Below are 23,848 nucleotides of genomic sequence, written 5' to 3'. Positions count from 1 at the left end.
TCATGCACCTGAAGCGACTGGCAGTGGCGCTCTTCCCCGCGGCGGCCCTGGCCGTGGCGGTGGGCTGTTTCTCCGACCCCGTCTACCCGGGCAACCAGGTGATGGGGACGTTCCGCTTCCAGGCGAAGCTGGACGCGGCGCGCACCACGTGCGACGCGGGCTCGCGCGACTTCGCCCAACTGGACGACGCGGGCAGCTTCTACTTCGAGGGCACCTTCTCCCGAGACACCGACGCGGGCACGGGCTTCTTCACCGTGCAGGGCTTCTCGCGAGACGCGGGCTACACCGGCCAGAGCGTGTCCTCCACCCACCGCGCCACCGCGCGCCGCGACTCGTGCGGCACCGGCTGCGAGGACTCCGAAATCGAGGAGTCACTGAACGTGATGCTCCTGAGCGACAGCCAGTCACGCAACGTGGCGCGCGACTGCAAGCGCCTGGACGGCGGCGTGCCGGAGGGCGACATCCCGGCCCCCACGGAGAACGGCTACGACGTGTCGCTCGCGTGCGGCACGCTCCAGGACATCTTCCTGCCGGGCAAGGGCTCGGCGTGCAGATGCAACCCGTCCACCTGCACCACCGTGTACACGGTGAGCGGCGACCGCATCGACTGAAACACCCGGGACCTGCCCCCGTCGTGTAACGTGCGCCGCCCCGAAGTGGAGGATGGAATGGCGAAGCGTGCGGTGGTGCTCCTGTCCGGAGGCCTGGACTCAACGACGTGCCTGGCGATGGCGAAGGCGGACGGCTTCGAGCCGGTGTGCCTGTCCATCGCCTACGGACAGCGCCACTCGGTGGAGCTGGAGCGCGCGAAGAAGGTCGCCGCCACCATGGGCGTGCGGGACGTGCGCGTGGTGACGGTGGACCTGCGGCAGGTGGGCGGTTCCGCCCTCACGGACGACATCCCGGTCCCCAAGGACCGCACCGAGGACGCCATGTCCCACGACGTCCCCATCACCTACGTGCCCGCGCGCAACGCGCTCTTCCTCTCCATGGCGCTGGGGCTGGCGGAGGTGGTGGGCGCCACGGACATCTACATCGGCGTCAACGCGGTGGACTACAGCGGCTATCCGGACTGCCGCCCGGAGTTCATCCGCTCCTTCGAGTCCATGGCCCAGCTGGCCACCAAGGCGGGCGTGGAGGGCGCGACCTTCAAGGTGCACGCGCCGCTGTCCGGCCTCACCAAGGCGCAGATCATCCAGGCCGGCGTGAAGCTGGGCGTGGACTACGGGATGACGCACTCCTGCTACGACCCGGACGCGCAGGGCCGCGCGTGTGGCCGCTGCGACAGCTGCCTGCTGCGCGCCAGGGGCTTCCAGGAAGCGGGCGTGGCGGACCCCACCGTGTACACGGACGGGGTGCGCTGATGCGCGCCGCGGTGGGCCTCACGCTGACCCTGGCGCTGCTCGGGGGCGCACCGGCCCTCGCGGAGGATGCGAAGGCCGCGAAGCCGAAGCCCGCCGCGCCCAAGGCGGAGCTGGTGGACGCGGCCACCGTCATCCCGGACCTGGTGCAGGACCTGCGCTACGCGACGAAGGACAACTTCCTCAAGCGGCAGGTGTACCCGGATGGCGCGCGGTGCCTGCTGTTGCCGGACTCGGTGAAGCGCCTGAAGCAGGCCGCGGAAGCGCTGCGTGCCCAGGGCTACCGGCTGAAGGTCTACGACTGCTACCGGCCGCGCGCGGTGCAGTACGAGATGTGGAAGATCATGCCCAAGCCCGGCTACGTGGCGGACCCGCGCAAGGGCTCCAACCACAACCGGGGCGGGGCGGTGGACCTCACCCTGGTGACGAAGGACGGCGCGGAGGTGGAGATGCCCACCCCCTTCGACGACTTCACCCCCGCTGCGCACCACGGCTACACCGGCGGCACCCCCGCCTCGCGCGAACACCGGGAGGTGCTGCGCAAGGCCATGGAGGGCGCCGGCTTCCAGCGCAACCGGATGGAGTGGTGGCACTACGACCTGCCCGGCGCTACGAAGTTGCCGGTGCTGGACGTGCCCTTCACCCCGAACGGGTGACGCCTGGCTGGCTGCTATCCCAGTGGTTTCGCGCAGTTGCGTCATGGACTGCGCGTAGGTGGGCGCGCGCGGGGAGTGCCTGCTATTCCTGGCGTCCCATGAGTCAAACGCTCGCGGCCGGCCTGGAAAACACGCTCATTTCTCCGAACTCGGGGGCGCAGCAGCTGGCGCCCACCCTGACTCCTGGTGCGTCCACCCTCCAGCGGCGCAACACGGTGCTTCCGCGCGTGGAGTGGAAGGGGCAGCAGCCCAGCGTGATTCCGCTTCAGCGCGAGCGCTTCGAAGAGGTGCGCCCGCTGGGGCAGGGCGGCATGGGCGAGGTGGTGCTCATCCGCGACCACGACATCGAGCGGGAGGTCGCGCTCAAGCGGCTGCCCCCGGGCGCGGACCTGGACCGCGTGCTGCGCTTCGTGGAGGAGATCCGCACGGTGGGCATGCTGGACCACCCGAACATCGCGCCCGTGCACGACGTGGGCGTGGATGAGCAGGGCCGGTACTACTTCCTGATGAAGCACCTGAAGGGCGAGACGCTGGAGTCCATCATCGCCCGGCTGCGCCGCTCGGAGCTGGACGCGCTGGTGCGCTACCCGTTCCAGGTGCGGGTGCAGATCTTCCTGGGCGTGCTGCACGCGGTGGCGTACGCGCACGGCAAGGGCTTCATCCACCGCGACCTGAAGCCCGCGAACATCATGGTGGGCCCCTTCGGCGAGGTGACGGTGCTGGACTGGGGCCTGGCGCGCCGCGTGGGCACGCCCTCCACTCCGAGCCTCCCGGACGGTGCGCCCAAGGACCTGCACTCGGCGCGGCCGCTCCAGACGGAGCTGGGCTCGGTGGTGGGCACGCCGCTCTACATGTCCCCGGAGCAGGCGCGCGGCGAGCACGACACGATGGACGCGCGCAGCGACGTCTACAGCCTCTCCGTGCTCTTCCACGAGTTCCTGTCGCTGACGCACTACCTGGAGGGCCTCCAGTCGGTGTCGGACATCATGACGGCGGTGCAGGCGCGCACGCTGGACATGCACTCCATGCACGCGAACAGCGCCCAGGGCCCGGTGCCCGCGGAGCTGATGTGGTTCGTGAAGAAGGGGATGAGCAAGGCCCCCGAGGACCGCTTCAAGTCCGTGGACGACATGGTGTCGCAGCTCCACGCCGCGCTGGAGGGCCGCATCCACGTGCAGTGCCAGCGCACGATGCTGAAGAAGACCCTGCACCAGGGCCTGCGCATCGCGGACCGCAATCCCATGGCCCTCACGGCGGCGGGCCTGGTGGGCGCGGGACTGGTCATCGCGTCGGCGGTGCACCTGGGCATGACGTACTTCGGAACGCTGCTGCACTGAGCTTTCGAGTCGCCAAGTAACTTCCGGGCGCGTCCGGGGTTCAATGCATCACCATGCGCGCCCTCCCTGTCTGGCCCCTGGTGGCCGTGTGCCTGTCGTGTGCGTCCCGGTCGCAGCTCACGGCACCTGGGGCGCCCGCGCCCTTCGACGAGGCGCGCGCGGTGCACGTGCTTCAGCGGCTGGCGTATGGGCCCTCGGGGAGGGACCTGGCGGAGATGAAGCGGCTGGGCGTGGACGGGTGGGTGGAGGCCCAGCTCCAGCCCGCGTCCGGTGCCCCGCTGCCATCCGGTCTGGAGGCGAAGCTCCAGGCGTTCCCCACGCTGGGAATGTCCATGGCGCAGCTCGTGGAGGACTACCCGAGGCCGCCGCCGGAGATGCCCGCAGAGGAGAAGCGCGAGCGGGGCCCGGCGCGCGTCGTCTTCGAGCGCTCCTCCGCCCGGGTGCTGCGCGCGGTGGAGAGTCCGCGCCAGTTGGAGGAGGTGCTGGTCGACTTCTGGTTCAACCACTTCAACGTCTCCGAGGACAAAGGCGCAGTGAGGTGGCTGGCCACGTCCTACGAGCGCGACGCCATCCGGCCGCACGTCTTCGGCACCTTCCGGGAGCTGCTGGGCGCGACGGCGCACCACCCGGCGATGCTCTTCTACCTGGACAACTGGCGCAGCACGCGTGAGGGGTTGAGCCAGGAGGAGCTGCGCCACCCGCGCCGCTTCCGTCGCCAGGCCGCGATGATGGAGGACGCGGAGGACGAAGAAGACGCGAAGCCGAAGCTGGGCCTCAACGAGAACTACGCGCGCGAGCTGCTGGAGCTGCACACGCTGGGCGTGGACGGCGGCTACACGCAGGACGACGTGCGCGAGGTCGCGCGCTGCTTCACGGGCTGGAGCATCCGCCAGCCGCGAAAGGAGCCCGCGTTCGTCTTCCGCAAGGTGGCGCACGACACCGATGCGAAGGTGGTGCTGGGGCAGGCGATTCCCACGGGGGGAGGGGAGAGGGACGGGGAGCGGGTGCTGGACCTGCTGGCGAACCACCCCGCGACAGCGCACCACGTGGCGCTGAAGCTCGCGCAGCGCTTCGTCGCGGACGACCCCGCGCCAGAGTTGGTGGACCGGGTGGCGAAGGTGTTCCTCGACACGAAGGGAGACCTGCGCGCGGTGTATCGCGCGCTGTTCCAGTCGCCGGAGTTCCAGTCGCCGGAAGTGCGGGCCGGGAAGGTGAAGACGCCGTTCGAGTACGTGGTGTCCGCGCTGCGGGCGACGAACGCGCAGGTGGAGGTGACGCCCCGGCTCCTGCGCCATCTGGCCTTGATGGGCGAGCCGCTCTACCGGGCCCCCGCGCCCACGGGCTTCCCGGAGGTGGCCGAGCCGTGGGTGAACAGCGGAGCGTTGGTGGCGAGGCTCAACTTCGGCCTGGACCTCGTGGGCGGCCGGCTGCCCGGAGCGCGTGTGTCAGTGGACGCGTTCGCACCGAGGCAGGCGCCCACGGCGGTGGAGTGGGTGGACGGCCTGGGGCAGGCGCTGCTGGGGACGAAGCCGTCGGAGGAGACACGGGCCACCATCCTCGCGGCGCTGGCGGAGAAGCGCGAAGCCGCGGGCGCCGTGGACGAAGCGCCACCCGTGGACGTGCCACTCATCGCGGGGCTGCTGCTCGGCTCGCCGGAGTTCCAGAAACAATGACGACACGCCCCTCCCGCAGGCAGCTCCTCCAGGCACTGGGCGTGACCGGCGCGGGCCTCGTGCTGGCACCGTCCTTCCTCGCCCGAGCCTGGGCCGCGAGTCCCAGCGATACGCCCGCCCGCCGCGCACTGGTCACGGTCTTCCTGCGCGGAGGCGCGGATGGCCTGTCCCTGGTGCCACCCGTGGAGGACGACGCCTATCAGCGCGCACGGCCCACGCTGGCGCTCAAGTTCCAGGGAGACCACGCCGCGCTCAAGCTCAAGGGAACCTTCGGCCTGCACCCGTCGCTCGGCGCGCTGATGCCGCTGTGGTCGGAGGGAAGGCTCGCGGTGCTCCCCGGCGTGGGCCTGTCCGTCGCGCCGCGCTCGCACTTCGACGCGCAGGACTTCCTGGAGTCCGGCACGCCGGGCCGCAAGTCCACCGCGGACGGCTGGCTCAACCGAGCGCTGGCGGACGCGAAGGACGACGCACCCCTGCGCGCCGTGGCGCTGCAACCCACGCTCCCCCGTGCGCTCTATGGCAGCGCGGGAGCCATCGCCATGGGCCGGCTGGAGGACTTCCGGCTGCGCACCGGACGCCAGCATGGGGGCGCACGCCAGGGCTTCTCCGCGCTCTATGCCGGCGCGGTGGATCAAGCCCTGAAGGGCGCGGGCGCGGACGCCTTTGAAGCCATGTCGAAGCTGGATGGCGCGCGCCTCGCGAAGCTGCCCGTGTCGCCCGGCGTGACGTACCCGGGGACGCCACTGGCCCGCCGTCTCCAGGACATCGCGCGCCTCATCAAGGGCGACGTGGGCCTGGAGGTCGCGGCGACGGAGATGGGCGGCTGGGACACGCACGTCGCCCAGGGCGTCACGCAGGGCGTGTTCGCGAAGCGCTGCGAGGAGCTGGGCAACGCGCTGGCCGCGTTCACGGCGGACCTGGGGCCGAAGCTCGACACCGTGACGGTGCTGGTGATGACGGAGTTCGGCCGCACCGTGAAGGAGAACGGCAACCAGGGCACGGACCACGGCGTGGGCGGCGTGATGTTCGCGTTGGGCGGCGGAGTGAAGGGCGGCGTGCACGGCCGCTTCGACGCGCTCACGGTGGAGCGCCTCCAGGACGGCCGCGACGTGCCCTCCTGGACCGACATCCGCGCCCCCTTGTCCGAAGCCCTGCGAGCCTGGCGCCCCGGAGTGACCCTCGCGAAGGTGTTCCCCGGCTATCAGGAGAACGGGGCCCTCGGGATGTTCACCTGAGCCCCACGTGCGCCATTCACAGGGCTGAAGTCCGCTGCGTTCCAAGCGCCGAGCCTCCACGCGGACCCCAGCCCGAAACAAATTCCCAAAACCTGTCCGACAGTCGGACAGGTTTCCGCTGCGTGGATGGACCCGTCCCGCTCCCGGCCGCTGTTTTCGAACTTGTCCGACAGTCGGACAGGTTTCGCGGGGGCGATGGGGCGGAGTCCCTCCGCCGTGTTCTCCCAACTTGTCCGACAGTCGGACAGGTTTCGCGGGGGGATGGGGCGGAGTCCCTCCGCCGTGTTCCTCCCAACTTGTCGGACAGTCGGACAGGTTCGCGAGGTGCGCCGCCGGGAGGCCCCGTGGGGTTCTCACCTTCTCATCCGTGAGGACTGGATTCGGTTCCGGGGATTGGGAGCGCCTGGAAGAAGCGGGATGCAGATGCATCCTTCGCGCGCCGGGACCTTTGCTGGCGTGAAGCGTGCTTGCCTCGATGGCGCAGGCGTCAACGATGACGTTGCGGCCTCGTGCGGCGCTCCGAGCTGGCCCCGGCTCACGTTCTTCCCCCTGCAACGCCCGGTTGTCGCCCCATCAGTACCCGGTGTGGTGGACTGGCGGCGTGCAACGCTCCCGCCGCTTCCTCATGGCCTTCCTCCTCCTCGTCGGCATGCTGTACCTCGCGCTGTGCGCGGTCCTCTTCGCCGCGCAGCGCTCGCTCATCTACCCCGCGCCCCACACGGAGCCCGCGAACCTGCGCGACCAGCCCGGCTTCGGCGTGGTGCCGCTGGCGAGCGGCCTCAACGTGGACCGCTTCTACCTGCCCGCGCCGCCGGGGGCTCCCACGGTGGTGCACTTCCACGGCAACGGAGAGCAGCTCCTGTGGCAGCGGGAGCTGGGCCAGGCGCTGGGTGACGCGGGCCTGGGCTTCCTCGCGGTGGAGTACCCCGGCTACGGCGCTTCACCGGGCAGTCCTTCGGAGGCGGGGCTCTACGCGTCCGCGGAGGCCGCGCTCCAGTTCCTGCGCGACCAGGGCGTGAAGCCGGAGGACATCGTGCTCAGCGGACGCAGCCTGGGCACCGGCGTCGCCGTGGAGATGGCCCAGCGCGGATATGGCGCGCGCATGGTGCTGGTGGCCCCTTACACATCCATGGTCGCCATGGGCCAGCGCATCGTGCCCTTCCTGCCCGCGTCGCTGCTGATGCGCGACCGCTTCCAGTCGCTCGACAAGGCCCGGGACATCCCCATCCCCGTCCTCATCCTCCACGGCGAGGAGGACGAGGTGGTCCCCGTGGAGATGGGCCGCACGCTGGGCCAGCGCTTCCCGCACGCCCGGGTGGTGACCGTGCCCGGCGCCCACCACAACGACGTGCTGGAGCGGAACGGCCAGGAGGCGCTCGCGCGGATGGCCACGTTCGCGCTCGACGGGACCTGAGGAACCGGGAGGACGCATGACGTCCTGCGTTGCGTTCCCTTGCGCCTACCGGCGACCCCCGGATTATGCTCCGTGTCATCAACGCGATGTTTCATCGCGTCCTCAAGCTCCCTCGAGGGATGGATGAGCATCGAACCGGTCCCCGCCGCGACGTTGTCCGAAGCGGCCCGTGAAATCGTCGAAGTGGGCCGCTTCCTCAGCGTGCGCAACTTCGTGCCCGCCACCAGCGGCAACTTCTCCCGCAGGCTGGATGCGCGCACCGCCGCGGTCACCCGCTCCGGCGTGGACAAGGGCGAGCTGGTGGAGGCGGACATCCTGGTGGCGGACATCCACGCGCCGCCACCCAGGGGCTCGTCCGCGGAGACGCCCCTGCACCTGCAGCTGTACCGGGACCGCCCGGAGGCGCAGGCCGTGCTGCACACGCACTCCGTGGTGGCCGCGCTCCTGTCGAACCTGCGGCTCTCCGAAGGGGAGCTGGTGCTCCAGGACTTCGAATTGCTCAAGGCCCTGGGCGACACCCGCACGCACGAGGTGGCGGTGTCCATCCCCATCTTCCCCAATGACCAGGACATCCCCCGGCTCGCGGACAAGGTGACCGCGATGCTCGCGAAGCGCACGGACCTGGTCGCGTATCTCATTGCCGGCCACGGGCTGTACACCTGGGGCCGGAGCATGGCCGAGGCCCGCCGCCACGTGGTGGCGCTGGAACACCTGCTGACGTACGAACTCGAGAAGATGAAGGTGCGGCGATGAGCAAGCTGATTGTCTACAACGACCACCAGCCGGAGACGCCGTTGGGCGTCTACACCCACCCCGAGGACATCCGCCGCGAGCTGAAGCCCGTTGGCGTGCGCTTCGAGCGCGTGGATGCGTCCGTGGACCTGCCGGAGGGCGCGGGCCAGGAGGAGGTGCTCGCGGCCTACAAGCACATCGTGGACGCGGAGATGAAGGCCCACGGCTACAACACCGTGGACGTGGCGCGCATCAAGCCGGACGCCCCCAACGTGGAGGCCGCCCGCCAGAAGTTCCTCTCCGAGCACAAGCACACGGAGGACGAGTCGCGCATCATGGTGGAGGGCAGCGGCTGCTTCTACCTGCACGCCGGCGACAAGGTCTTCCAGGTGGAGTGCACGCGCGGCGACCTCATCAGCGTTCCAGAGGGCATGAAGCACTGGTTCGACATGGGCGAGAAGCCCCGGTTCGCGGCCATCCGCTTCTTCATCCGCCCGGACGGCTGGGTGGGCCACTTCACCGGCGAGACCATCGCCGAGCGCTTCCCGAAGTACGCGCCGTGAGTGCCCCCCAGGCGGTCGTCACGGACATCGAAGGCACCACCAGCTCCATCGCCTTCGTGAAGGACGTGCTCTTCCCCTTCGCCCGGAAGCACCTGGCGGAGTACGTCGCCACGCACGGCCAGGATGCCACCGTGCGCCAGTGTCTGTCGGACGCCCGCACGCTCGCGGGCGAGCCGGCGCTGGACGACGTGGGCACCGTCGCGCTGCTCCAGCGCTGGCTGGACGAGGACCGCAAGGCCACGCCGCTCAAGGCGCTCCAGGGGCTCATCTGGGCGGACGGCTACGCGCGCGGCGAGCTCAAGGGCCACGTCCACGCGGACGCGGCCCGGGCCCTGCGCGAGTGGCACGCGAAGGGGCTGCGGCTGTATGTCTATTCGTCCGGCAGCATCGCCGCGCAGAAGCTGATTTTTGGCTACAGCGTGGAGGGCGACCTGACGCCGGTGTTCTCCGGCTACTTCGACACCACCACCGGGCCCAAGGTGGAGCCAGCGTCGTACACGAAGATTGCCCGGGCGCTGGAGCTTGCGCCCGGCGACATCCTGTTCCTCTCCGACAACGTGGCGGAGCTGGACGCCGCGAAGCAGGCCGGCTTCCGCACCGCGGCGCTGGACCGGGGCGAGGTGGCCCTGCCGCCCGGCCACGGGCACCCGGTGTTCCACGACTTCACGTCGCTCGACCCGCTCGCGCGCGTGTCTTGAATTGATCCTTCATCCCGAGCTTTCCCGGAGCGGAGCCTCCCCCATGTCGAGTTCCAACAAGCCCGTGCTGGGCATCATCGGCGGCAGCGGCCTGTATCAGATTGACGGCCTGACGGATGTCACGTGGCGCCGGGTGTCATCGCCGTTCGGCGAGACGTCGGACGAGTTCTGCTTCGGCCGCATCGGCGACCAGCCGGTGGTGTTCCTGCCGCGCCACGGTCGCGGGCACAAGATTCCGCCGTCGGAGCTGAACTTCCGCGCCAACATCGACGCGCTCAAGCGCAGCGGCGTGACGGACATCCTCTCCGTCTCCGCGGTGGGCAGCCTGCGGGAGGACCTGCCGCCGGGCACCTTCGTGGTGGTGGATCAGTTCGTGGACCGCACCTTCGCGCGCGTGAAGAGCTTCTTCTCGCAGGGGTTGGTGGCGCACGTGTCCATGGCGAAGCCGGTGTGCTCGCGCCTGGGCGACGCGGTGATGTCCGCGTGCGAGGGCCTGGACATCAAGGTCGTGCGCGGCGGCACGTACCTGGTGATGGAGGGCCCGCAGTTCTCCACGCTGGCGGAGAGCAAGCTGTACCGGCAGTGGGGCTGCGACGTGATTGGCATGACCAACATGCCGGAGGCCAAGCTCGCCCGGGAGGCGGAGATCTGCTACGCGAGCGTGTCGATGGTCACGGACTACGACTGCTGGCATCCGGACCACGACGCGGTGACGGTGGACCAGGTCGTCGCGGTGCTGCTGGGCAACGCGGGCAAGGCGCGCGGGCTGGTGAAGAACATCGCGCCGCTCGTGGCCCAGCACTCCACCCCGTGCCACGCCGGCTGCCAGACGGCGCTGGAGCACGCCATCATGACCCCGCCCGACGCGCGCGACCCGGCCATGGTGGAGAAGCTCTCCGCGGTGGCGGGCCGCGTCCTCAAGCGCTGAGCGGCCGAACAAGGAAGACACGGCGATGAAAGTCCAAGGCGTTCCGATGCGCTCCATCTGGGTCGAGCCCGACGGCTGGAGCGTCGGCGTCATCGACCAGACGCGCCTGCCGCACGCGTTCGTGAAGGTGAAGCTGTCCACGGCGGACGAAGCGGGGCATGCCATCCGCAGCATGCTGGTGCGGGGCGCGCCGCTCATCGGCGCCACGGCGGCGTATGGCGTGTGCCTGGCCATGCGGCAGGACGCGTCCGACGGCGCGCTGGAGCAGGCGCTGACCATGCTCCGCGCCACGCGGCCCACGGCGGTGAACCTGCACTGGGCGCTGGACGGGATGCGCCAGGTGCTCGCGCCGCTGAAGCCGTCCGAGCGCGTGGCCGCGGCCTACCGGCAGGCGGCGGCGCTGTGCGACGAGGACGTGGCCATCAACCGCGCCATCGGCGAGCACGCGCTGAAGCTCTTCCAGGAGGCGTGGGACAAGAAGGGCCGCAAGGGGCGGCTCAACGTGCTCACGCACTGCAACGCCGGCTGGCTGGCCACGGTGGACTGGGGCACGGCGCTGGCGCCCATGTACCTGGCGCACGACGCGGGCATCCCCCTGCATGTCTGGGTGGATGAGACGCGCCCCCGCAACCAGGGCGCGGTGCTGACGGCGTGGGAGCTGGGACAGCACGGCGTCCCGCACACGGTCATCGCGGACAACGTCGGCGGCCACCTCATGCAGCACGGCGAGGTGGACCTGTGCATCGTCGGCACGGACCGCACGACCGCGCGCGGGGACGTGGCGAACAAGATTGGCACGTACCTGAAGGCGCTGGCCGCGAAGGACAACGGCGTGCCGTTCTACGTGGCGCTGCCGTCGCCCACCATCGACTGGACCCTCCAGGACGGTGTGAGGGAGATTCCCATCGAACAGCGCGACGGCGCGGAGCTCAGCGACGTGACGGGCCGGCTGCCGTCGGGGGACATCGCCACGGTGCGCATTACGCCTCCGGGGAGCCCCGCCGCGAACTTCGCGTTCGACGTGACGCCCGCGCGGCTGGTCACGGCGCTCGTCACGGAGCGCGGCGTGTGCCCGGCGACGGAGGAGGGGATGCTGTCGCTCTTCCCGGAGCGGCGCGCGCAGCGGAGCCCGGCGAAGTGAGCGGGGTGGGGGGCCACCAGGCATTGCGCGAGGCGATGGTGGCCACCGCGCGGCGGATGAACACGTCCGGGCTGAACCAGGGCACGTCCGGCAACCTGAGCCAGCGGGTGGACGGCGGCTTCCTCCTCACGCCGTCCGGCATGAACTACGAGACGATGACGCCGGAGGACCTGGTCCTCATGCGCTTCGACGGCTCGCACGAGGGCCACCGCAAGCCGTCCACCGAGTGGCAGCTGCACCGGGACCTCCTCCAGGCCCGGCCGGAGGTGGGCGCGGTGCTGCACGCGCACAGCATGTTCAGCACCACGCTGGCGTGCCTGCGCCGGGGCATCCCCGCCTTCCACTACATGGTGTCCGCGGCGGGCGGCACGGACGTGCGGTGCGCGGAGTACGCGACGTTCGGCACGCCGGAGTTGGCGCGCAACATGATGGTGGCCCTGGAGGGCCGCAAGGCGTGCCTGTTGGCCAACCACGGCATGGTCGCCGTGGGCGCGGACCTGGCCTCGGCCTGGAAGCTGGCGGTGGAGGTGGAGACGCTGGCGGCCATGTACTGGCGCGCGCTCCAGCTTGGCGAGCCCGTGGTGCTGGATGACGCGGAGATGGAGCGCGTGTTCCGGCAATTCCGGGGCTATGGGCAGTAGGAATCGCTCCGCGTACACGTTCCTGCATGATTCTCCGGGTCCCAGCCTCTAAGTCGGCAAGGGGGGACCCGGGGAGGTCGTCCCGGTCCCCAGGAGGAGTCGGTATGCGGTGGGTTCTCGGGTGCATGGTGATGATGGCACTGGGGTGTGCCTCGCTCATGCCGTCGGGGCGGGAGCCCGCGGACCCTCGGCTGATGGAGGCGCTCCAGGCCTATGAGCAGGCCGTGACGCTCTACGACGAGGGCCGTTACGCCGAGGCCATGGCGCCCGGCGAGCACGCGCTGGCGCTGCGGGAGGCCGCGCTCGGGGGCTCGCATCCGGAGGTGGCCTATTGCCTGAACCTGCTGGGGGAGCTGTACCGGCTCCAGGGGGACTTCGCCCGGGCCGGCGTGCTCCATGAGCGCGCGCTGGCCATCCGGGAAGCGGTGGTGAACGACGACGCGGTGAAGGCCGTCACGGTGGCCCGGCTGCTCGGCTTCGCCGCCTCGCCCATGATGGAGACGGACCGGCAGGCCGGGGGCTACTACGACCACGGTCACGCGTTGTCCCGCCGGACGAACAACCTGTTCAGCATGGACAAGCGCCGCCGCATGGGCGCGTTCGCCAGCCAGGAGGCGACCCTCAACGAGAACCAGTCCGCCTACGCCGAGTCCCTCAACAACCTGGCCAATCTCTATCAGCAGCAGGGGCTCTACAGCCGGGCGGAGCCGCTCTACGCGCGCGCGTTGGATTTGCGGGAGATGGTGCTCGGCAAGCACCACCTCACCGTGGCGGAGTCGCTCAACAACCTGGCGCTGCTCTACCGGGAACAGGGGCTCTACAGCCGGGCGGAGCCGCTCTACGTGCGGGCGCTCGCCCTGCGCGAGTCGGCGCTGGGCAAGGAGGATCCGCTGGTCGCGGACTCGCTCGACACGCTGGCCACGCTCTACCAGGACCAGGGCCAGTACGGCCGCGCGGAGCCGCTGGGCCTGCGCGCGCTCTCCATCCGGGAGGAGGCGCTGGGCAAGAAGCATCCGCTGGTCGCGGACTCGCTCAACAACCTGGCCAATCTCTATCAGGACCAGGGGCTGTATGACCGCGCGGAGCCGCTCTACGCGCGAGCCCTCGCCATCCGGGAGGTGGTGACGGACGGCAGCCCTTCGGACCTGGCCGCCGCGCTCAACAACCTGGCCACGCTCTACCAGGCGCAGGGAAGGTACGACCGGGCGGAGCCGCTCTACGCGCGGGCGCTGGCCCTCTGGGAGAAGACGTTCGGCTCGCACCATCCGCACGTCGCCGCTTCGCTCAACAACCTGGCCACGCTCTACCGGAAGCAGGGGAAGTACCGCCAGGCGGAGCCGCTCTACGCGCGGGCGCTGGCCCTCTGGGAGGAGGTGCTCGGCCAGAACCATCCGGACGTCGCCGGGTCGCTCAACAACCTGGCCAATCTCTACCGGGACCAGGGGAAGTACCGCCAGGCGGAGCCGCTCTACGAGCGGGCGCTGGCCATCCGGGAGGCCGTGCTGGGGCGGAACCATCCGGACCTCGCGGCGTCGCTCAACAACCTGGCGCTGCTTCGCCTGGCGCAGCACCGTCTGAACGACGCGGTGCCCCTGTTCACGCGGGCGTTCGGGGTCTCCGAGCGGCGTCTGCGCCGCGAGGCGCTCGAGTTCTCCGAGGCGCGGCTGGCCAGCTTCCTCCAGCACCTGCGCGCGGACGAGGAGCAGCTCTACGCGCTCGCGCGCGCGCATCCGGACTCCGAGGACGTCCGGCGGCTGGCCCTGAGCGCCGCGCTGCTGCTCAAGGGCCGCTCGGTGGAGGAGACGGCGGACATCTCCCGCGCGGTCTACCGGAGCCTGGGCGCGGAGGAGCGCGGCACCTTCGAGCAGCTGCGCAAGCTGCGCACCCAGCTGGCCAGTCTGTCGCTCCACGGGCCCGGCGCGCTGACGCCGTCCGCGTATCAGGGGCAGCTCACGGCGCTGACCGCGCAAGGCGACGCGCTGGAGGCGACGCTCGCCAGCCGTTCCGCCCCGCTGCGGGCGTTGGCCGCGCTGCCCTCGCCCGAGGACATCGTCGAACGTGTCGCCGAGGCCCTGCCCGCGGACGGCGCCCTCGTGGAGTTCATCACCTACGAGGACCGGCCCCTCGTGCCGGGGACGGGCACGGCCCGGCTCCGGTGTCTGGCATTGGTGCTCCAGCCCGGCGGGGACATCCGCGCGGTGGACCTGGGGCCCGCCGCGCCCATCGAGGCCGCGGCCTCCAGCCTGCGGGACGCGCTGGCCCGCAGGGACGCCGCCTTCGAGGACACCGCGCACACGCTCTACCGGCTCGCCTTCCAGCCGCTGCTCCCGGTGTTGGGGAAGGCGCGCCGCCTCTTCCTCTCGCCGGATGGTGAGCTGGCGCTGGTGCCCTTCGCGGCGTTGCACGATGGGCAGCAGTACCTGGTGGACCGCTACGACTTCACCTACGTCACCTCCGGAAAGGACCTGCTGCCGCGCCCGCGGCAACCGAGGCCCGCGTCCTCGGTGGTGGTGCTGGCGGATCCGGCCTTCAACACGGGGCTGAAGGCCTCCACGGGGAGCGCGCCCGTGGTGGCGGAGCGCTCACCGTCGGCTCGGCGCGAGGACCTGGTGGCGCGAGACTGGGCGCCGGTTCCGTTGCCGGGCTCACGCGAGGAGGCGGAGGCCATCCAGCGGCTGTTCCCGCAGGCGCAGCTGTTCCTCGGGCCGAAGGCGACGAAGGAGCGGCTGCTGCACCTGAGCACGCCGGGCATCCTGCACCTGGCGACCCACGGCTTCTTCCTGGAGGACGCCGCCGCGCCCGAGAGCGCGCGGGCCGTCGCGACCTTCGGGGCGCTGGGCGAGGATCCTCAGGCGGCGCGTCCGCCGGATCCGCTGCTGCGCTCCGGCCTGCTCCTCGCGGGCGAGACGGCGAAGGCGAGCGCTTCCGACAGCGCGCTGGTGACGGCGCTGGAGCTGGCGGGGCTGGACCTGTGGGGCACGCAGCTGGTGGTGCTGTCCGCCTGCGACACGGGCCGGGGCGCCGTGCGCCGCGGACAAGGCGTCTACGGTCTGCGCCGCGCCTTCCTGGTGGCGGGCGCGGAGACGGTGGTGATGAGCCTGTGGAAGGTGGACGACGCGACCACGCGCACGTTGATGGAGACCTACTATCGCCACCTGCTCGGGGGCGAAGGCCTGGCCACGGCGCTGCGGGAAGCGATGCGGGAGCTGAGGAGCGCCCAGCCCCATCCGCACTACTGGGCGCCCTTCATCGCCATGGGCCGGGACCTGCCGCTGCGGCTGCTCGAGACAGGCCTGTGAAAGGGGCGTCAGCCATGGGCCCGTGGCCGCGCACCCCGAGGTCCGCTCCGGGGGGCGCGGGAGCCGGGTCGCTAACGCGCGGCGGGGCGCGCGTTGACGGTGATGATGCCCGCGTCGCGGATGATGACGCCCGCGTCGAACGGCGGGGACCCCGCGTCGGTGCCCGCATCCGGACGGACGCCGCCGTCCGTGCCCGCGTCCACGGTGCCCGCGTCAATGCCCGCATCCGGACGGACGCCGCCGTCCGTGCCCGCATCCACGGTGCCCGCGTCGGTGCCCGCATCCGGACGGACGCCGCCGTCCGTGCCCGCGTCGGTGCCTGCGTCCGGACGGACGCCGCCATCCGTGCCCGCGTCGGTGCCGGCATCCACGCCCCCGTCCGGCGTGCACACCGGGCACGAGTCGTCCTGCTTGCACCGGACGATGTCATTGGGCCCCGGCTCGCCACGGACCTGCACGAAGTCCACGCCGCCCACCTTCTGGTCGCCAATGGGCTTGCCGTTGCCGTCCACGAGGGTGCCGAAGCACCGCATCGGGACGCCCGGGCTCACCGAGCCCGTGCACGCGATGATCTTGTCCGGCGGGACGTTGTAGTTCCCGCTGATGACCGAGGCGATGGGCTGATATCCGTTCGTCCCCTTCGCGCCCGAGTAGCAGACGCTCAGGATGAGCGGCTTGCCACCGCATTCCGGGTGGTACTCACCGTGGAAGATGGTCTGGCTCGTGTCGTTGGGCAGCCCCTGCACCGACGTCTGGCCTCCGCAGGCGGCGGGGTTTCCTCCGTGCGCGCCGTAGATACAGCCGCCACCATCCAGCGCCGCCGCGGCCTTCTTCTCCGCGTCGATGACGCCCTTGTCATTGGGGTTGCTGGTGTCGATGCCGGTGTAGCCCCCCTGGTCCTGCACCCCCATGTCTCCCCAGTCGTTGTTGACGAAGTACTTGCCGCCATCCGGCAGCTTGTTGTCGCCCTTGCAGCTGTCCAGCTCCTGGAGCCCGCTCGTGGGGTCATTCCACGGCGAGTCCTCCGGACCACAGCCCACGGCCAACAGCGAGAACACACCCGCGACGCAGGCCCACTGCTTCATGCTTCCCATTAATCCGCCCCCTTCATGGAAAACACGTTTTAACTACTATAAAACATGTTCCATGTAAAACCTGTGAAACAAGGCGGATGGGTGTGAGTCTTCTGGCGGGGTGCGTTGGCGGAAGTCCGCACGCGTCGAGTTGTTTCAGACGCTGCGCAGCGTGAGCAGCGTGACCTCGGGTGGGACGCCGATGCGGAAGGGGAGCCAGTGCCCCGTGCCGCCGGAGACGTAGAGGTGGTGGTCGCGGAAGCGGTAGCGGCCCAGCATGTGCTTGAAGGCGAAGCCGAACAGGGGCACCCCCAGGAAGGCCACCTGCCCGCCGTGGGTGTGGCCCGAGAGCGTCAGGCGCGCGCCGCGCTCGGCGGCGTAGGGGAAGAAGTCCGGGTGGTGGGAGAGGCAGAGCACCACGTCGTCCGGATGCACCTCCGTGAAGGACTTCTCCGCGGAGCGCTGCCACTTGCGGTCGCGCCCGGCGCGGCTGGCACCGGACATGGGGAAGTCCACGCCCACCACGCGCACGCGCTGGCCGCCGTGCTCCAGCACGTGGGCTTCATCCACCAGCAGCCGGACCGGGGCGCCGCGCTCGGCCAGCTGCGCGTAGCCGCCCAGGACCTCGTCGAGCCCGCGCCAGTGCTCATGGTTGCCGAGCACCGCGAGCATGCCGTGCCGGGCCGTCGTGGAGGCGAGGGCGGCCATCGTCTCGTCAAGCTGATTCACGTCGTCGATGAGGTCCCCGGTCATCACCTGGAGGTCCACGCCGGCGGTGTTCATGACGTCCACGGCGCCGCGCAGGTATTCGGGAGAGATGAAGGGCCCCACGTGCACGTCGGTGATCTGCCCGATGCGGAAGCCGTCGAGCGCCGCGGGAAGGCCGCGCAGCTTCACCTCCACCTCGCGCACGGTGAAGCCCAGGCTGCCGCTCACGACGCCCACCGCGCTGGCGCCCATGGCGAAGACGGGCATGGCCTGTCCGGCCTTCACCAGCAGGTCCCGGCGCCCCAGGTCCACGCCCGCAGGCGCGGCCTTCTGCCTGCGTTCCGCGCGCACCTTGAGGAAGAGGAACGGCGGGGCCATCAGCATCACCAGCAGCGCGGCGATGCTCCACACCACGGCGAACAGCTTCACCGGCACGAGGGCCGGAGGCGTGTGGTGCAGGCCGTAGCCGGTGACCGCGGGCACCGTCCAGGCCGCGAACGCGAAGACGGAGAGGCCCAGCAGCACGCCATGGCGCCAGCCCCGCGTGAGCGCGGGCACCATCCTGCGCAGCACGAGGTACGCGCCCAGGTAGACGAACAGCAGGACCAGCAGCCTTCCCATGATGTGCGAACTCTCGGTGTGAGGAGCCCCGAGGATAACGGACCCCCTGACCGCGCGCTGTCTCCCGTCACCGGGCCGCTCGCCTCCCTGGCTCCATGGGGCCGGACATGGGATGGCGGGGAATGAGAGCTCCCCTCCGGGGCGTCACATCCCTCCACCCGGGCTCGCGAGCCGCAGGTGCGAGTGCAGCGTCTCCGCGCGCAGGTACAGGAACTGCGCGTCGCCGAAGGCCAGCGCGTCCCCGTCCGCGAGCATCCGCACCTCGCCTTCGCCCAGCTCCGCGGCGTTCAGCCAGGTGCCGTTCATGGACTTCAAGTCCTGCACGGAGCACGTCCCCTGCGCCGCGTGCCAGCGCAGCACCGCGTGCTGCTTCGACACGGAAGGGTCGTGCACCATCAGCGCGCACCCCTCGATGCGTCCCACCTTCAGCTCCTGCCCGTCCCGCTCGGGCCCCAGGAAGTGGACCTCCAGCGAATCAAAGGCCTGGAGCATGACGAGCAGCCGGTCCACCAGCCGCGACCGGTGCGCCATCCCCACCGTGCGCGCCTCCGCCAGCCTCAGGGCCACCTGCTGGAACACCGGCTCCGGCGGCTGTTGGATCAGCACCACCGGTCCGGAGGCTTGCAGGAACGCCTGCACGGGCGCGAACGCGAACGGGCGGAGCTGTTGGACGGATGGCATCACGACCCCCAGGTTATCCCCAGCTCCGCCCCGGCGCGAGCCGCCGGACTCCCAGTGTCGGGTGTCCGGCGGTCCTTCCAACCACTTCAGGACGCGACAGGCGCCTTCAGCAGGTGGTCCCCGAAGTCCTCCCGCAGCTTCATCTTCAGGAACTTCCCCGTGGACGTGCGCGGAATCTGGGGCACGAAGAGGAAGTCATCCGGCAGCCACCACTTCGCGAACTGCTTCTCCAGGTGCGCCGTCAGCTCCTCCTTCGTCGCCTGCTGCCCCGGCTTGAACACCACCGCCGCCAGCGGCCGCTCGTCCCACTTCGGATGGCGCCCCGCGAACACCGCCGCCTCCAGCACGGACGGGTGCGCCATCAGCGCGTTCTCAATCGCCACGGAGCTGATCCACTCGCCGCCGGACTTGATGACGTCCTTGCTGCGGTCGGTGATGTGCAGGTAGCCCGCCGGGTCGATGGTCACCACGTCGCCCGTCTTGAACCAGCCGTCCTTCGTGAACCGGTCCTTGCCCTCGTCGCCGTAGTACGACGCCGCCACCATGGGCCCGCGCACCTCCAGCTCGCCCATGGCCTTGCCGTCCCAGGGAAGGATCTCCCCGCTGTCGCTCACGTGGCGCGTCTCCACGAACGGCACCGAGTAGCCCTGTGACGCATACGCGTCCAGCTGCGCCTCCGGCGACGCCGAGCGCAGGTCCCCCTTGAGCCGCGCGAGCGTGCCCACCGGGTTCATCTCCGTCATGCCCCACGCGTGCAGCACGTTCTGCCCGTGGCGCTTGCGGAAGCCGTCAATCAGCGCTGGCGGCGCCGCGGAGCCGCCAATCACCATGTGCCGCATGGTGCTCAGGTCCCACTTGCCCGGCTCGCGGTCCAGCTGCGCCAGGATGCCCAGCCAGATGGTGGGCACGCCGCCGGCCACGGTGATCTTCTCGTTCTGCATCAGCTCCAGGAGCGACTGCGGATCCAGGTGCGGTCCGGGCAGCACCTGCTTCGCGCCCGTGAGCAGCGCGTCGAACGGCAGGCCCCACGCCGCCGCGTGGAACATGGGCACCACCGCCAGCACGGAATCGGATTCCTTCAGCCCCAGCACCTCCGGCAGGCAGCACACCAGCGTGTGCAACACGATGGAGCGGTGGCTGAAGAGCACGCCCTTCGGGTTGCCCGTCGTGCCGGACGTGTAGCAGAGCATCGCCGCGCTGTTCTCATCCAGGCAGGGGAAGTCGAACGTGGGCGACTCCGCCGCGAGCAGCTTCTCGTAGTCCAGCCGCCCCTCCGGCACCGGCCCGTCGTCCGGGATGACGATGACGTGCTGGATGCAGCCGGCGGACTTCTCGAACTTCTCCACCAACGGCAGCAGCGAGCGGTCCACCACCAACACCGTGTCCTCGGCGTGGCGCGCGATGTAGCCCAGGTCGTTGGGGTGCAGCCGCAGGTTGAGCGTGTGCATCACCGCGCCCATCGCCGGCACCCCGAAGTACACCTCCAGGTGCTGGTGGTGGTTCCAGCTCAGCGACGCCACCCGGTCCCCCGCCTTCACCCCCAGCCGCGTGAGCGCGTTCGCCAGCCGGCACACGCGCTGGTGGAAGTCCGCGTACGTGTAGCGGTGCAGGGACTTGTCCGGCTTGCGGCTGACGATCTCCTGCGCGGCGTAGTAGGAGCGCGCCCGCTCCAGGAAGTGCGTCAGGGTGAGCGGGAAGTCCATCATGCGACCGGGGAGCATCGACACCATCCCTTCGGGAGAGGGGGAGGGCCGGATGCTACCGGATGCGCGGCGCCATGCCCGCCAGTCGTGGTGCGGGCACGCATGGCGCACTACGTCATTGTCAGCCGAAGAAAACCTCGGCGACCTTGAAGAACTCCTCGGGGACGCGCTTGAGCTCGCGGGTGGCCTCGGCCAGGTGCTCGCTGACGATGTCGTTGCCGCGCAGGGCGGCCATCTTGCCGAACTCGCCGCGGGCCACCATGTCGCACGCATGCACTCCGTACCGGGTGGCGAGCACCCGGTCGTGCGCCGTGGGGGCGCCGCCGCGCTGGATGTGGCCCAGCACGGAGACGCGCGTCTCGAAGCCGGTGCGCCGTTCAATCTCCGCCGCGACGATGTTGCCCACGCCGCCCAGGCGCGGACGGCCCGCTTCATCCAGGGCGCCGGTGGTGACCAGCTGCTCGTTCTGGTCCGCGGACAGCTTGATGCGCGTGCCCTCGGCCACCACCACGATGGAGAAGGAGCGCCCGGACGCGTGCCGCCGCTGGAGGTGCTGCGCGACAGCCTCCAGGTCCGCGGGCTTCTCCGGCACGAGGATGACGTCCGCGCCGCCCGCGATGCCCGCGTAGGTGGCAATCCAGCCGACGTGGCGGCCCATCACCTCGCACACGATGACGCGCTTGTGGGACTCGGCGGTGGAGTGCAGCCGGTCCACGGCCTCCGTCGCGATGGCGACGGCGGTGTCGAAGCCGAAGGTGAAGTCCGTGCCGTTGAGGTCGTTGTCGATGGTCTTCGGCACGCCGACGATGCGCAGTCCCTCCTGGGACATGCGCGTGGCGGCGGACAGGGTGCCCTCGCCGCCAATGGCGATGACGGCGTGGATGCCATTGCGTTCCACGGCGCGCTTCACGCGCTCCAGGCCGTTCTCCACCTTGAACGGGTTGACGCGCGAGGTGCCCAGGATGGTGCCACCCCGGTGGAGGATGCCGGAGGTGGTCTCCCGCGTGAGGCGGAAGTGGTTGTCGTCCAGCAAGCCCTTCCACCCATCACGCAGGCCCATCATCTCGATGCCGTGCTCGCTGGCACGGCGGACGATGGCGCGGATGACCGCATTGAGGCCGGGGCAATCACCCCCGCCGGTGAGCACGGCGACTTTCATGTCTCCGGTTCTAGCGCGACCCCGCCTCCGCGCGTGAGAACGGATTGCACGGAACGCCCGTGAGAAACCCTCCCCGGTCCCCGGGCGTGCGGGGGACCGGGCCTGTCAATCGAGCGGAGTGTTCACGTGTAATTCCCGGACGCGAGCAGCTTGCCGCGCGGCGCCACGCACGGGGCGGCTGGGCGGCCAGCGACCTGGGCGGGGCCGGCATATGCTGGCGAGCCCATGAACCTACGGGTGTTCCCGACGGAGCAGGAGGCGGCCTCCTCCTGCGCGGCGCGCATCGCCGAGGTGGTGCGGCACAACCCGAAGCAGGTGCTGGGGCTCGTCACGGGGCGTTCGCCGCTCAACGTGTACCGGAGTCTCGTGGAGCTGGCGGCCCGGGGGGCGCTGGACCTGTCTCGGGTGACGACGTTCAACATGGACGAGTTCCTGGGACTGCCGCCGGAGGACGCGGGCAGCTTCCGCGCGTACATGGACCGGCACCTGTTCCGTCATGTGAATTTGTCAACGGAGCGGATCCACTTCTTCGACGGGTGCGCGCCGGACGCGGAGGCGGAATGCGCGCGCTATGACGCGGCGCTCGCGGCGGCCGGAGGGCTGGACCTGCTGCTGCTGGGCGTGGGGCCCAACGGGCACATCGCCTTCAATGAGCCCGGCGAGGTGCTGACGGCGGCGAGCCACCGCGCGCGCCTGTCGCGGGAGACGCGGCTGTCGCACGTGATGGCGTTCGGGGATGATCCGTCGAAGGTGCCCATGGCGGCGCTGACGCTGGGCATGGCGGCGGTGCTCCAGGCGCGCAAGGTGGTGGTGCTGGCGTTCGGCGTGAACAAGGCCGCGGCGGTGACGGCGATGGTGCACGGCCCGCTGACGCCCCGCTGTCCCGCCTCGTTCCTGCAGCTCCACCGCGACGTGGAGCTGTGGCTGGACACGGGCGCCGCCAGCGGCCTGCCAGCGCGAACGCTGGAGGCAGCCCGGATCCGCGACCCTGAAGTCCGTCTCCACGGATGAGAAGGAGAGAATCCCGAAGGACCTCCCTGTCGGCGGCGCACCGAAGAAACCTGTCCGACAGTCGGACAGGTTCGAAGAGGCATGGCTGGGGCCGCCGCTGAAGCCGGGTCGCGGAAACCTGTCCGACAGTCGGACAGGCTTGGAGGACCGTGGCTCGGGGCTGCCGGTCCGGCGGAGCCGAGGGAAACCTGTCCGACAGTCGGACAGGTTCTCGAGCACTGCCTCCGGAGGCGGTGCCCGGCCTGGAGGTTGGAGCCCCAGTCGTCCCGGCGGGGCCGGGCGTGTCCGGACCGGCGCGGGGTTCGTCAGCGCGTCGCCGATGCGACCCTCGCGGGAGGCTTGGCGCTCATGGCCGGACGGGCCGCGGGCTTCACGGGGGCCGTCACCTTCGGGGCAGATGGCTGCTTCGTGGATGCATCGGGCGGACGGGCCTTCCTCGCGGCCTGCGCGGTGGACGCCTTCGCGCTCACCTGCGTGGTGGTGGATGCCTTCATCGCGGGCGCCTTCGCGTGGGCCTGCGCGACAGGAGTCTTCACGGTGGCGGCGGTCTTGACCGGCGCCTCGGGGATGACCGGGCGCTTCGCCACGGCTGGCGCCTTCGGCCTCGTATGCTCATAGGCCGCGAGCACCTTGGCCACGTAGAACTCCGTCTCCCCGTTGTGCGGCACGTGCCCGTTCACCGACCCCGGCCCCGCGTTGTACGCGGCCACCGCGAGCCGCACGTCCCGGAACCTCCGCAGCTGTTCGGCCAGGTAGCGCCCGCTCGCGTCGACGGACGGCGCCGGGTCGAAGGGGTCCTCCACCCGCATCATCTCCGCCGTGTCCGGCATGAGCTGCCCGGGCCCCATGGCTCCCGCCGGCGAGATGCGGTGCACCCGCGTCTCCGACTCCACCTGGATGAGCGCCTGCAAGAGCCCCGTCGGAATCCCGTGCCGGCGCTCCGCTTCCGTGATGAGCGGCTCCAGCGGTGGGTGCTCGTCCAGGACGCACGCGGGCCGGTGCGCCACGTAGGCCCCCAGGGCGCGGGCCTTCGTCGGGAGGAAGGAGAAGGACAGGGGCGACACCTGCGTCCCGCCCAGCCAGGCCACGCCCAGGTTGAGCAGCACCACGGGCACCAGCGCGCACGGCACCAGCCACGCCCATCCCGGAATCTCGATGCCGCCCGCGGCCCGCTTGCGTCCCACCCTCCCCACTTAAGGGCGCCGCGCGTCCCC

General features: G+C 70.6%; 21 protein-coding genes. 15 read left to right on the top strand and 6 right to left on the bottom strand.

Translation table 11 applies throughout. The features are described 5' to 3' along the window. Positions 1–2 precede the first annotated feature (2 nt). From KYK13_RS33860 to KYK13_RS33795, 14 genes are all read left to right on the top strand, one after another. Positions 3–611 carry a hypothetical protein gene (locus KYK13_RS33860; RefSeq protein WP_223638331.1) on the top strand — a complete coding sequence of 203 codons (609 nt, stop codon included), beginning with the start codon at positions 3–5 and terminating at the stop codon, positions 609–611. Between the two features lie 57 nt (positions 612–668). Then, entirely contained in the window at positions 669–1,364 is a 696-nt protein-coding gene (gene queC / locus KYK13_RS33855) for a 7-cyano-7-deazaguanine synthase QueC (protein ID WP_223638328.1), read from the top strand. Beyond that, entirely contained in the window at positions 1,364–2,017 is a 654-nt protein-coding gene (ddpX, locus tag KYK13_RS33850) for a D-alanyl-D-alanine dipeptidase (protein WP_223638324.1), read from the top strand. Before queC ends, ddpX begins: the two co-directional genes overlap by 1 nt. Before the next feature lie 98 nt (positions 2,018–2,115). Then, complete coding sequence (locus KYK13_RS33845) at positions 2,116–3,354, top strand: serine/threonine-protein kinase (protein ID WP_223638321.1); 1,239 nt, start codon at positions 2,116–2,118, stop codon at positions 3,352–3,354. A 53-nt stretch (positions 3,355–3,407) separates the two neighbouring features. Further along, positions 3,408–5,027: a DUF1800 domain-containing protein gene (locus KYK13_RS33840; protein ID WP_223638318.1), complete on the top strand. Its 1,620-nt coding sequence runs from the start codon at positions 3,408–3,410 to the stop codon at positions 5,025–5,027. After that, a complete protein-coding gene (locus tag KYK13_RS33835) occupies positions 5,024–6,262 on the top strand; it encodes a DUF1501 domain-containing protein (protein WP_223638315.1) in 1,239 nt (412 codons plus the stop codon). The genes KYK13_RS33840 and KYK13_RS33835 overlap by 4 nt, the downstream gene beginning before the upstream one ends. A 601-nt stretch (positions 6,263–6,863) precedes the next feature. Beyond that, the gene (locus tag KYK13_RS33830; protein ID WP_370645209.1) at positions 6,864–7,676 is read left to right on the top strand and encodes an alpha/beta hydrolase; all 813 of its coding nucleotides are present in this window, start codon (positions 6,864–6,866) and stop codon (positions 7,674–7,676) included. A gap of 123 nt (positions 7,677–7,799) precedes the next feature. Then, positions 7,800–8,429: a methylthioribulose 1-phosphate dehydratase gene (locus KYK13_RS33825; protein WP_223638312.1), complete on the top strand. Its 630-nt coding sequence runs from the start codon at positions 7,800–7,802 to the stop codon at positions 8,427–8,429. After that, a complete protein-coding gene (locus KYK13_RS33820) occupies positions 8,426–8,971 on the top strand; it encodes an acireductone dioxygenase (RefSeq protein WP_223638307.1) in 546 nt (181 codons plus the stop codon). The genes KYK13_RS33825 and KYK13_RS33820 overlap by 4 nt, the downstream gene beginning before the upstream one ends. Next, on the top strand, positions 8,968–9,669 hold the full coding sequence (gene mtnC, locus KYK13_RS33815) for an acireductone synthase (RefSeq protein ID WP_223638304.1): 702 nt from the start codon (positions 8,968–8,970) through the stop codon (positions 9,667–9,669). Before KYK13_RS33820 ends, mtnC begins: the two co-directional genes overlap by 4 nt. Before the next feature lie 43 nt (positions 9,670–9,712). Continuing rightward, positions 9,713–10,597, top strand: coding sequence for an S-methyl-5'-thioadenosine phosphorylase (locus KYK13_RS33810; RefSeq protein ID WP_223638301.1), 885 nt, complete (start codon positions 9,713–9,715; stop codon positions 10,595–10,597). A gap of 25 nt (positions 10,598–10,622) precedes the next feature. Continuing rightward, positions 10,623–11,738 (top strand): S-methyl-5-thioribose-1-phosphate isomerase, encoded by a 1,116-nt coding sequence (mtnA, locus tag KYK13_RS33805; protein ID WP_223638298.1) that lies wholly within the window; start codon positions 10,623–10,625, stop codon positions 11,736–11,738. Next, entirely contained in the window at positions 11,735–12,379 is a 645-nt protein-coding gene (locus tag KYK13_RS33800) for a class II aldolase/adducin family protein (RefSeq protein ID WP_223638295.1), read from the top strand. Before mtnA ends, KYK13_RS33800 begins: the two co-directional genes overlap by 4 nt. A 104-nt stretch (positions 12,380–12,483) precedes the next feature. Continuing rightward, entirely contained in the window at positions 12,484–15,678 is a 3,195-nt protein-coding gene (locus KYK13_RS33795) for a tetratricopeptide repeat protein (protein ID WP_223638291.1), read from the top strand. Between the two features lie 71 nt (positions 15,679–15,749). On the opposite strand, the gene KYK13_RS33790 is transcribed toward KYK13_RS33795, so the two are convergent. From KYK13_RS33790 to KYK13_RS33770, 5 genes are all read right to left on the bottom strand, one after another. Beyond that, positions 15,750–16,772, bottom strand: a complete 1,023-nt coding sequence (locus KYK13_RS33790) for a hypothetical protein (RefSeq protein WP_223638288.1) — start codon at positions 16,770–16,772, stop codon at positions 15,750–15,752. A 135-nt stretch (positions 16,773–16,907) separates the two neighbouring features. Then, complete coding sequence (locus tag KYK13_RS33785; RefSeq protein ID WP_223638285.1) at positions 16,908–18,080, bottom strand: metallophosphoesterase; 1,173 nt, start codon at positions 18,078–18,080, stop codon at positions 16,908–16,910. A gap of 144 nt (positions 18,081–18,224) precedes the next feature. After that, a complete protein-coding gene (locus tag KYK13_RS33780; protein ID WP_223638282.1) occupies positions 18,225–18,761 on the bottom strand; it encodes an FHA domain-containing protein in 537 nt (178 codons plus the stop codon). Between the two features lie 86 nt (positions 18,762–18,847). Then, positions 18,848–20,482: a long-chain fatty acid--CoA ligase gene (locus tag KYK13_RS33775; RefSeq protein WP_223638279.1), complete on the bottom strand. Its 1,635-nt coding sequence runs from the start codon at positions 20,480–20,482 to the stop codon at positions 18,848–18,850. A gap of 103 nt (positions 20,483–20,585) precedes the next feature. Then, on the bottom strand, positions 20,586–21,623 hold the full coding sequence (locus tag KYK13_RS33770) for a 6-phosphofructokinase (RefSeq protein WP_223638276.1): 1,038 nt from the start codon (positions 21,621–21,623) through the stop codon (positions 20,586–20,588). Positions 21,624–21,848: 225 nt separating this feature from the next. Here KYK13_RS33770 and KYK13_RS33765 point away from each other — a divergent pair, with 225 nt between their 5' ends. Continuing rightward, entirely contained in the window at positions 21,849–22,634 is a 786-nt protein-coding gene (locus KYK13_RS33765; protein WP_223638273.1) for a glucosamine-6-phosphate deaminase, read from the top strand. 305 nt (positions 22,635–22,939) lie between these two features. Here the strand turns inward: KYK13_RS33765 and KYK13_RS33760 are convergent, their stop codons facing one another. Next, on the bottom strand, positions 22,940–23,818 hold the full coding sequence (locus KYK13_RS33760; protein ID WP_223638270.1) for a lytic transglycosylase domain-containing protein: 879 nt from the start codon (positions 23,816–23,818) through the stop codon (positions 22,940–22,942). Positions 23,819–23,848 lie beyond the last annotated feature (30 nt).

It is taken from the genome of Corallococcus sp. EGB (genome assembly GCF_019968905.1).
Lineage (GTDB): Bacteria > Myxococcota > Myxococcia > Myxococcales > Myxococcaceae > Corallococcus.
The sequence above is the reverse complement of the archived record's forward strand: the minus strand, read 5'-3'. Positions and strand labels throughout refer to the sequence as shown.

Excerpts from the sequence above, each read along its gene's own strand:
- KYK13_RS33860 (WP_223638331.1), top strand. The coding sequence starts at position 3 with ATGCACCTGAAGCGACTGGCAGTGGCGCTCTTCCCCGCGGCGGCCCTG.
- queC (WP_223638328.1), top strand. The coding sequence starts at position 669 with ATGGCGAAGCGTGCGGTGGTGCTCCTGTCCGGAGGCCTGGACTCAACG.
- ddpX (WP_223638324.1), top strand. The coding sequence starts at position 1,364 with ATGCGCGCCGCGGTGGGCCTCACGCTGACCCTGGCGCTGCTCGGGGGC.
- KYK13_RS33845 (WP_223638321.1), top strand. The coding sequence starts at position 2,116 with ATGAGTCAAACGCTCGCGGCCGGCCTGGAAAACACGCTCATTTCTCCG.
- KYK13_RS33840 (WP_223638318.1), top strand. The coding sequence starts at position 3,408 with ATGCGCGCCCTCCCTGTCTGGCCCCTGGTGGCCGTGTGCCTGTCGTGT.
- KYK13_RS33835 (WP_223638315.1), top strand. The coding sequence starts at position 5,024 with ATGACGACACGCCCCTCCCGCAGGCAGCTCCTCCAGGCACTGGGCGTG.
- KYK13_RS33825 (WP_223638312.1), top strand. The coding sequence starts at position 7,800 with ATGAGCATCGAACCGGTCCCCGCCGCGACGTTGTCCGAAGCGGCCCGT.
- KYK13_RS33820 (WP_223638307.1), top strand. The coding sequence starts at position 8,426 with ATGAGCAAGCTGATTGTCTACAACGACCACCAGCCGGAGACGCCGTTG.
- KYK13_RS33810 (WP_223638301.1), top strand. The coding sequence starts at position 9,713 with ATGTCGAGTTCCAACAAGCCCGTGCTGGGCATCATCGGCGGCAGCGGC.
- mtnA (WP_223638298.1), top strand. The coding sequence starts at position 10,623 with ATGAAAGTCCAAGGCGTTCCGATGCGCTCCATCTGGGTCGAGCCCGAC.
- KYK13_RS33795 (WP_223638291.1), top strand. The coding sequence starts at position 12,484 with ATGCGGTGGGTTCTCGGGTGCATGGTGATGATGGCACTGGGGTGTGCC.
- KYK13_RS33790 (WP_223638288.1), bottom strand. The coding sequence starts at position 16,772 with ATGGGAAGCATGAAGCAGTGGGCCTGCGTCGCGGGTGTGTTCTCGCTG.
- KYK13_RS33785 (WP_223638285.1), bottom strand. The coding sequence starts at position 18,080 with ATGGGAAGGCTGCTGGTCCTGCTGTTCGTCTACCTGGGCGCGTACCTC.
- KYK13_RS33780 (WP_223638282.1), bottom strand. The coding sequence starts at position 18,761 with ATGCCATCCGTCCAACAGCTCCGCCCGTTCGCGTTCGCGCCCGTGCAG.
- KYK13_RS33775 (WP_223638279.1), bottom strand. The coding sequence starts at position 20,482 with ATGCTCCCCGGTCGCATGATGGACTTCCCGCTCACCCTGACGCACTTC.
- KYK13_RS33770 (WP_223638276.1), bottom strand. The coding sequence starts at position 21,623 with ATGAAAGTCGCCGTGCTCACCGGCGGGGGTGATTGCCCCGGCCTCAAT.
- KYK13_RS33765 (WP_223638273.1), top strand. The coding sequence starts at position 21,849 with ATGAACCTACGGGTGTTCCCGACGGAGCAGGAGGCGGCCTCCTCCTGC.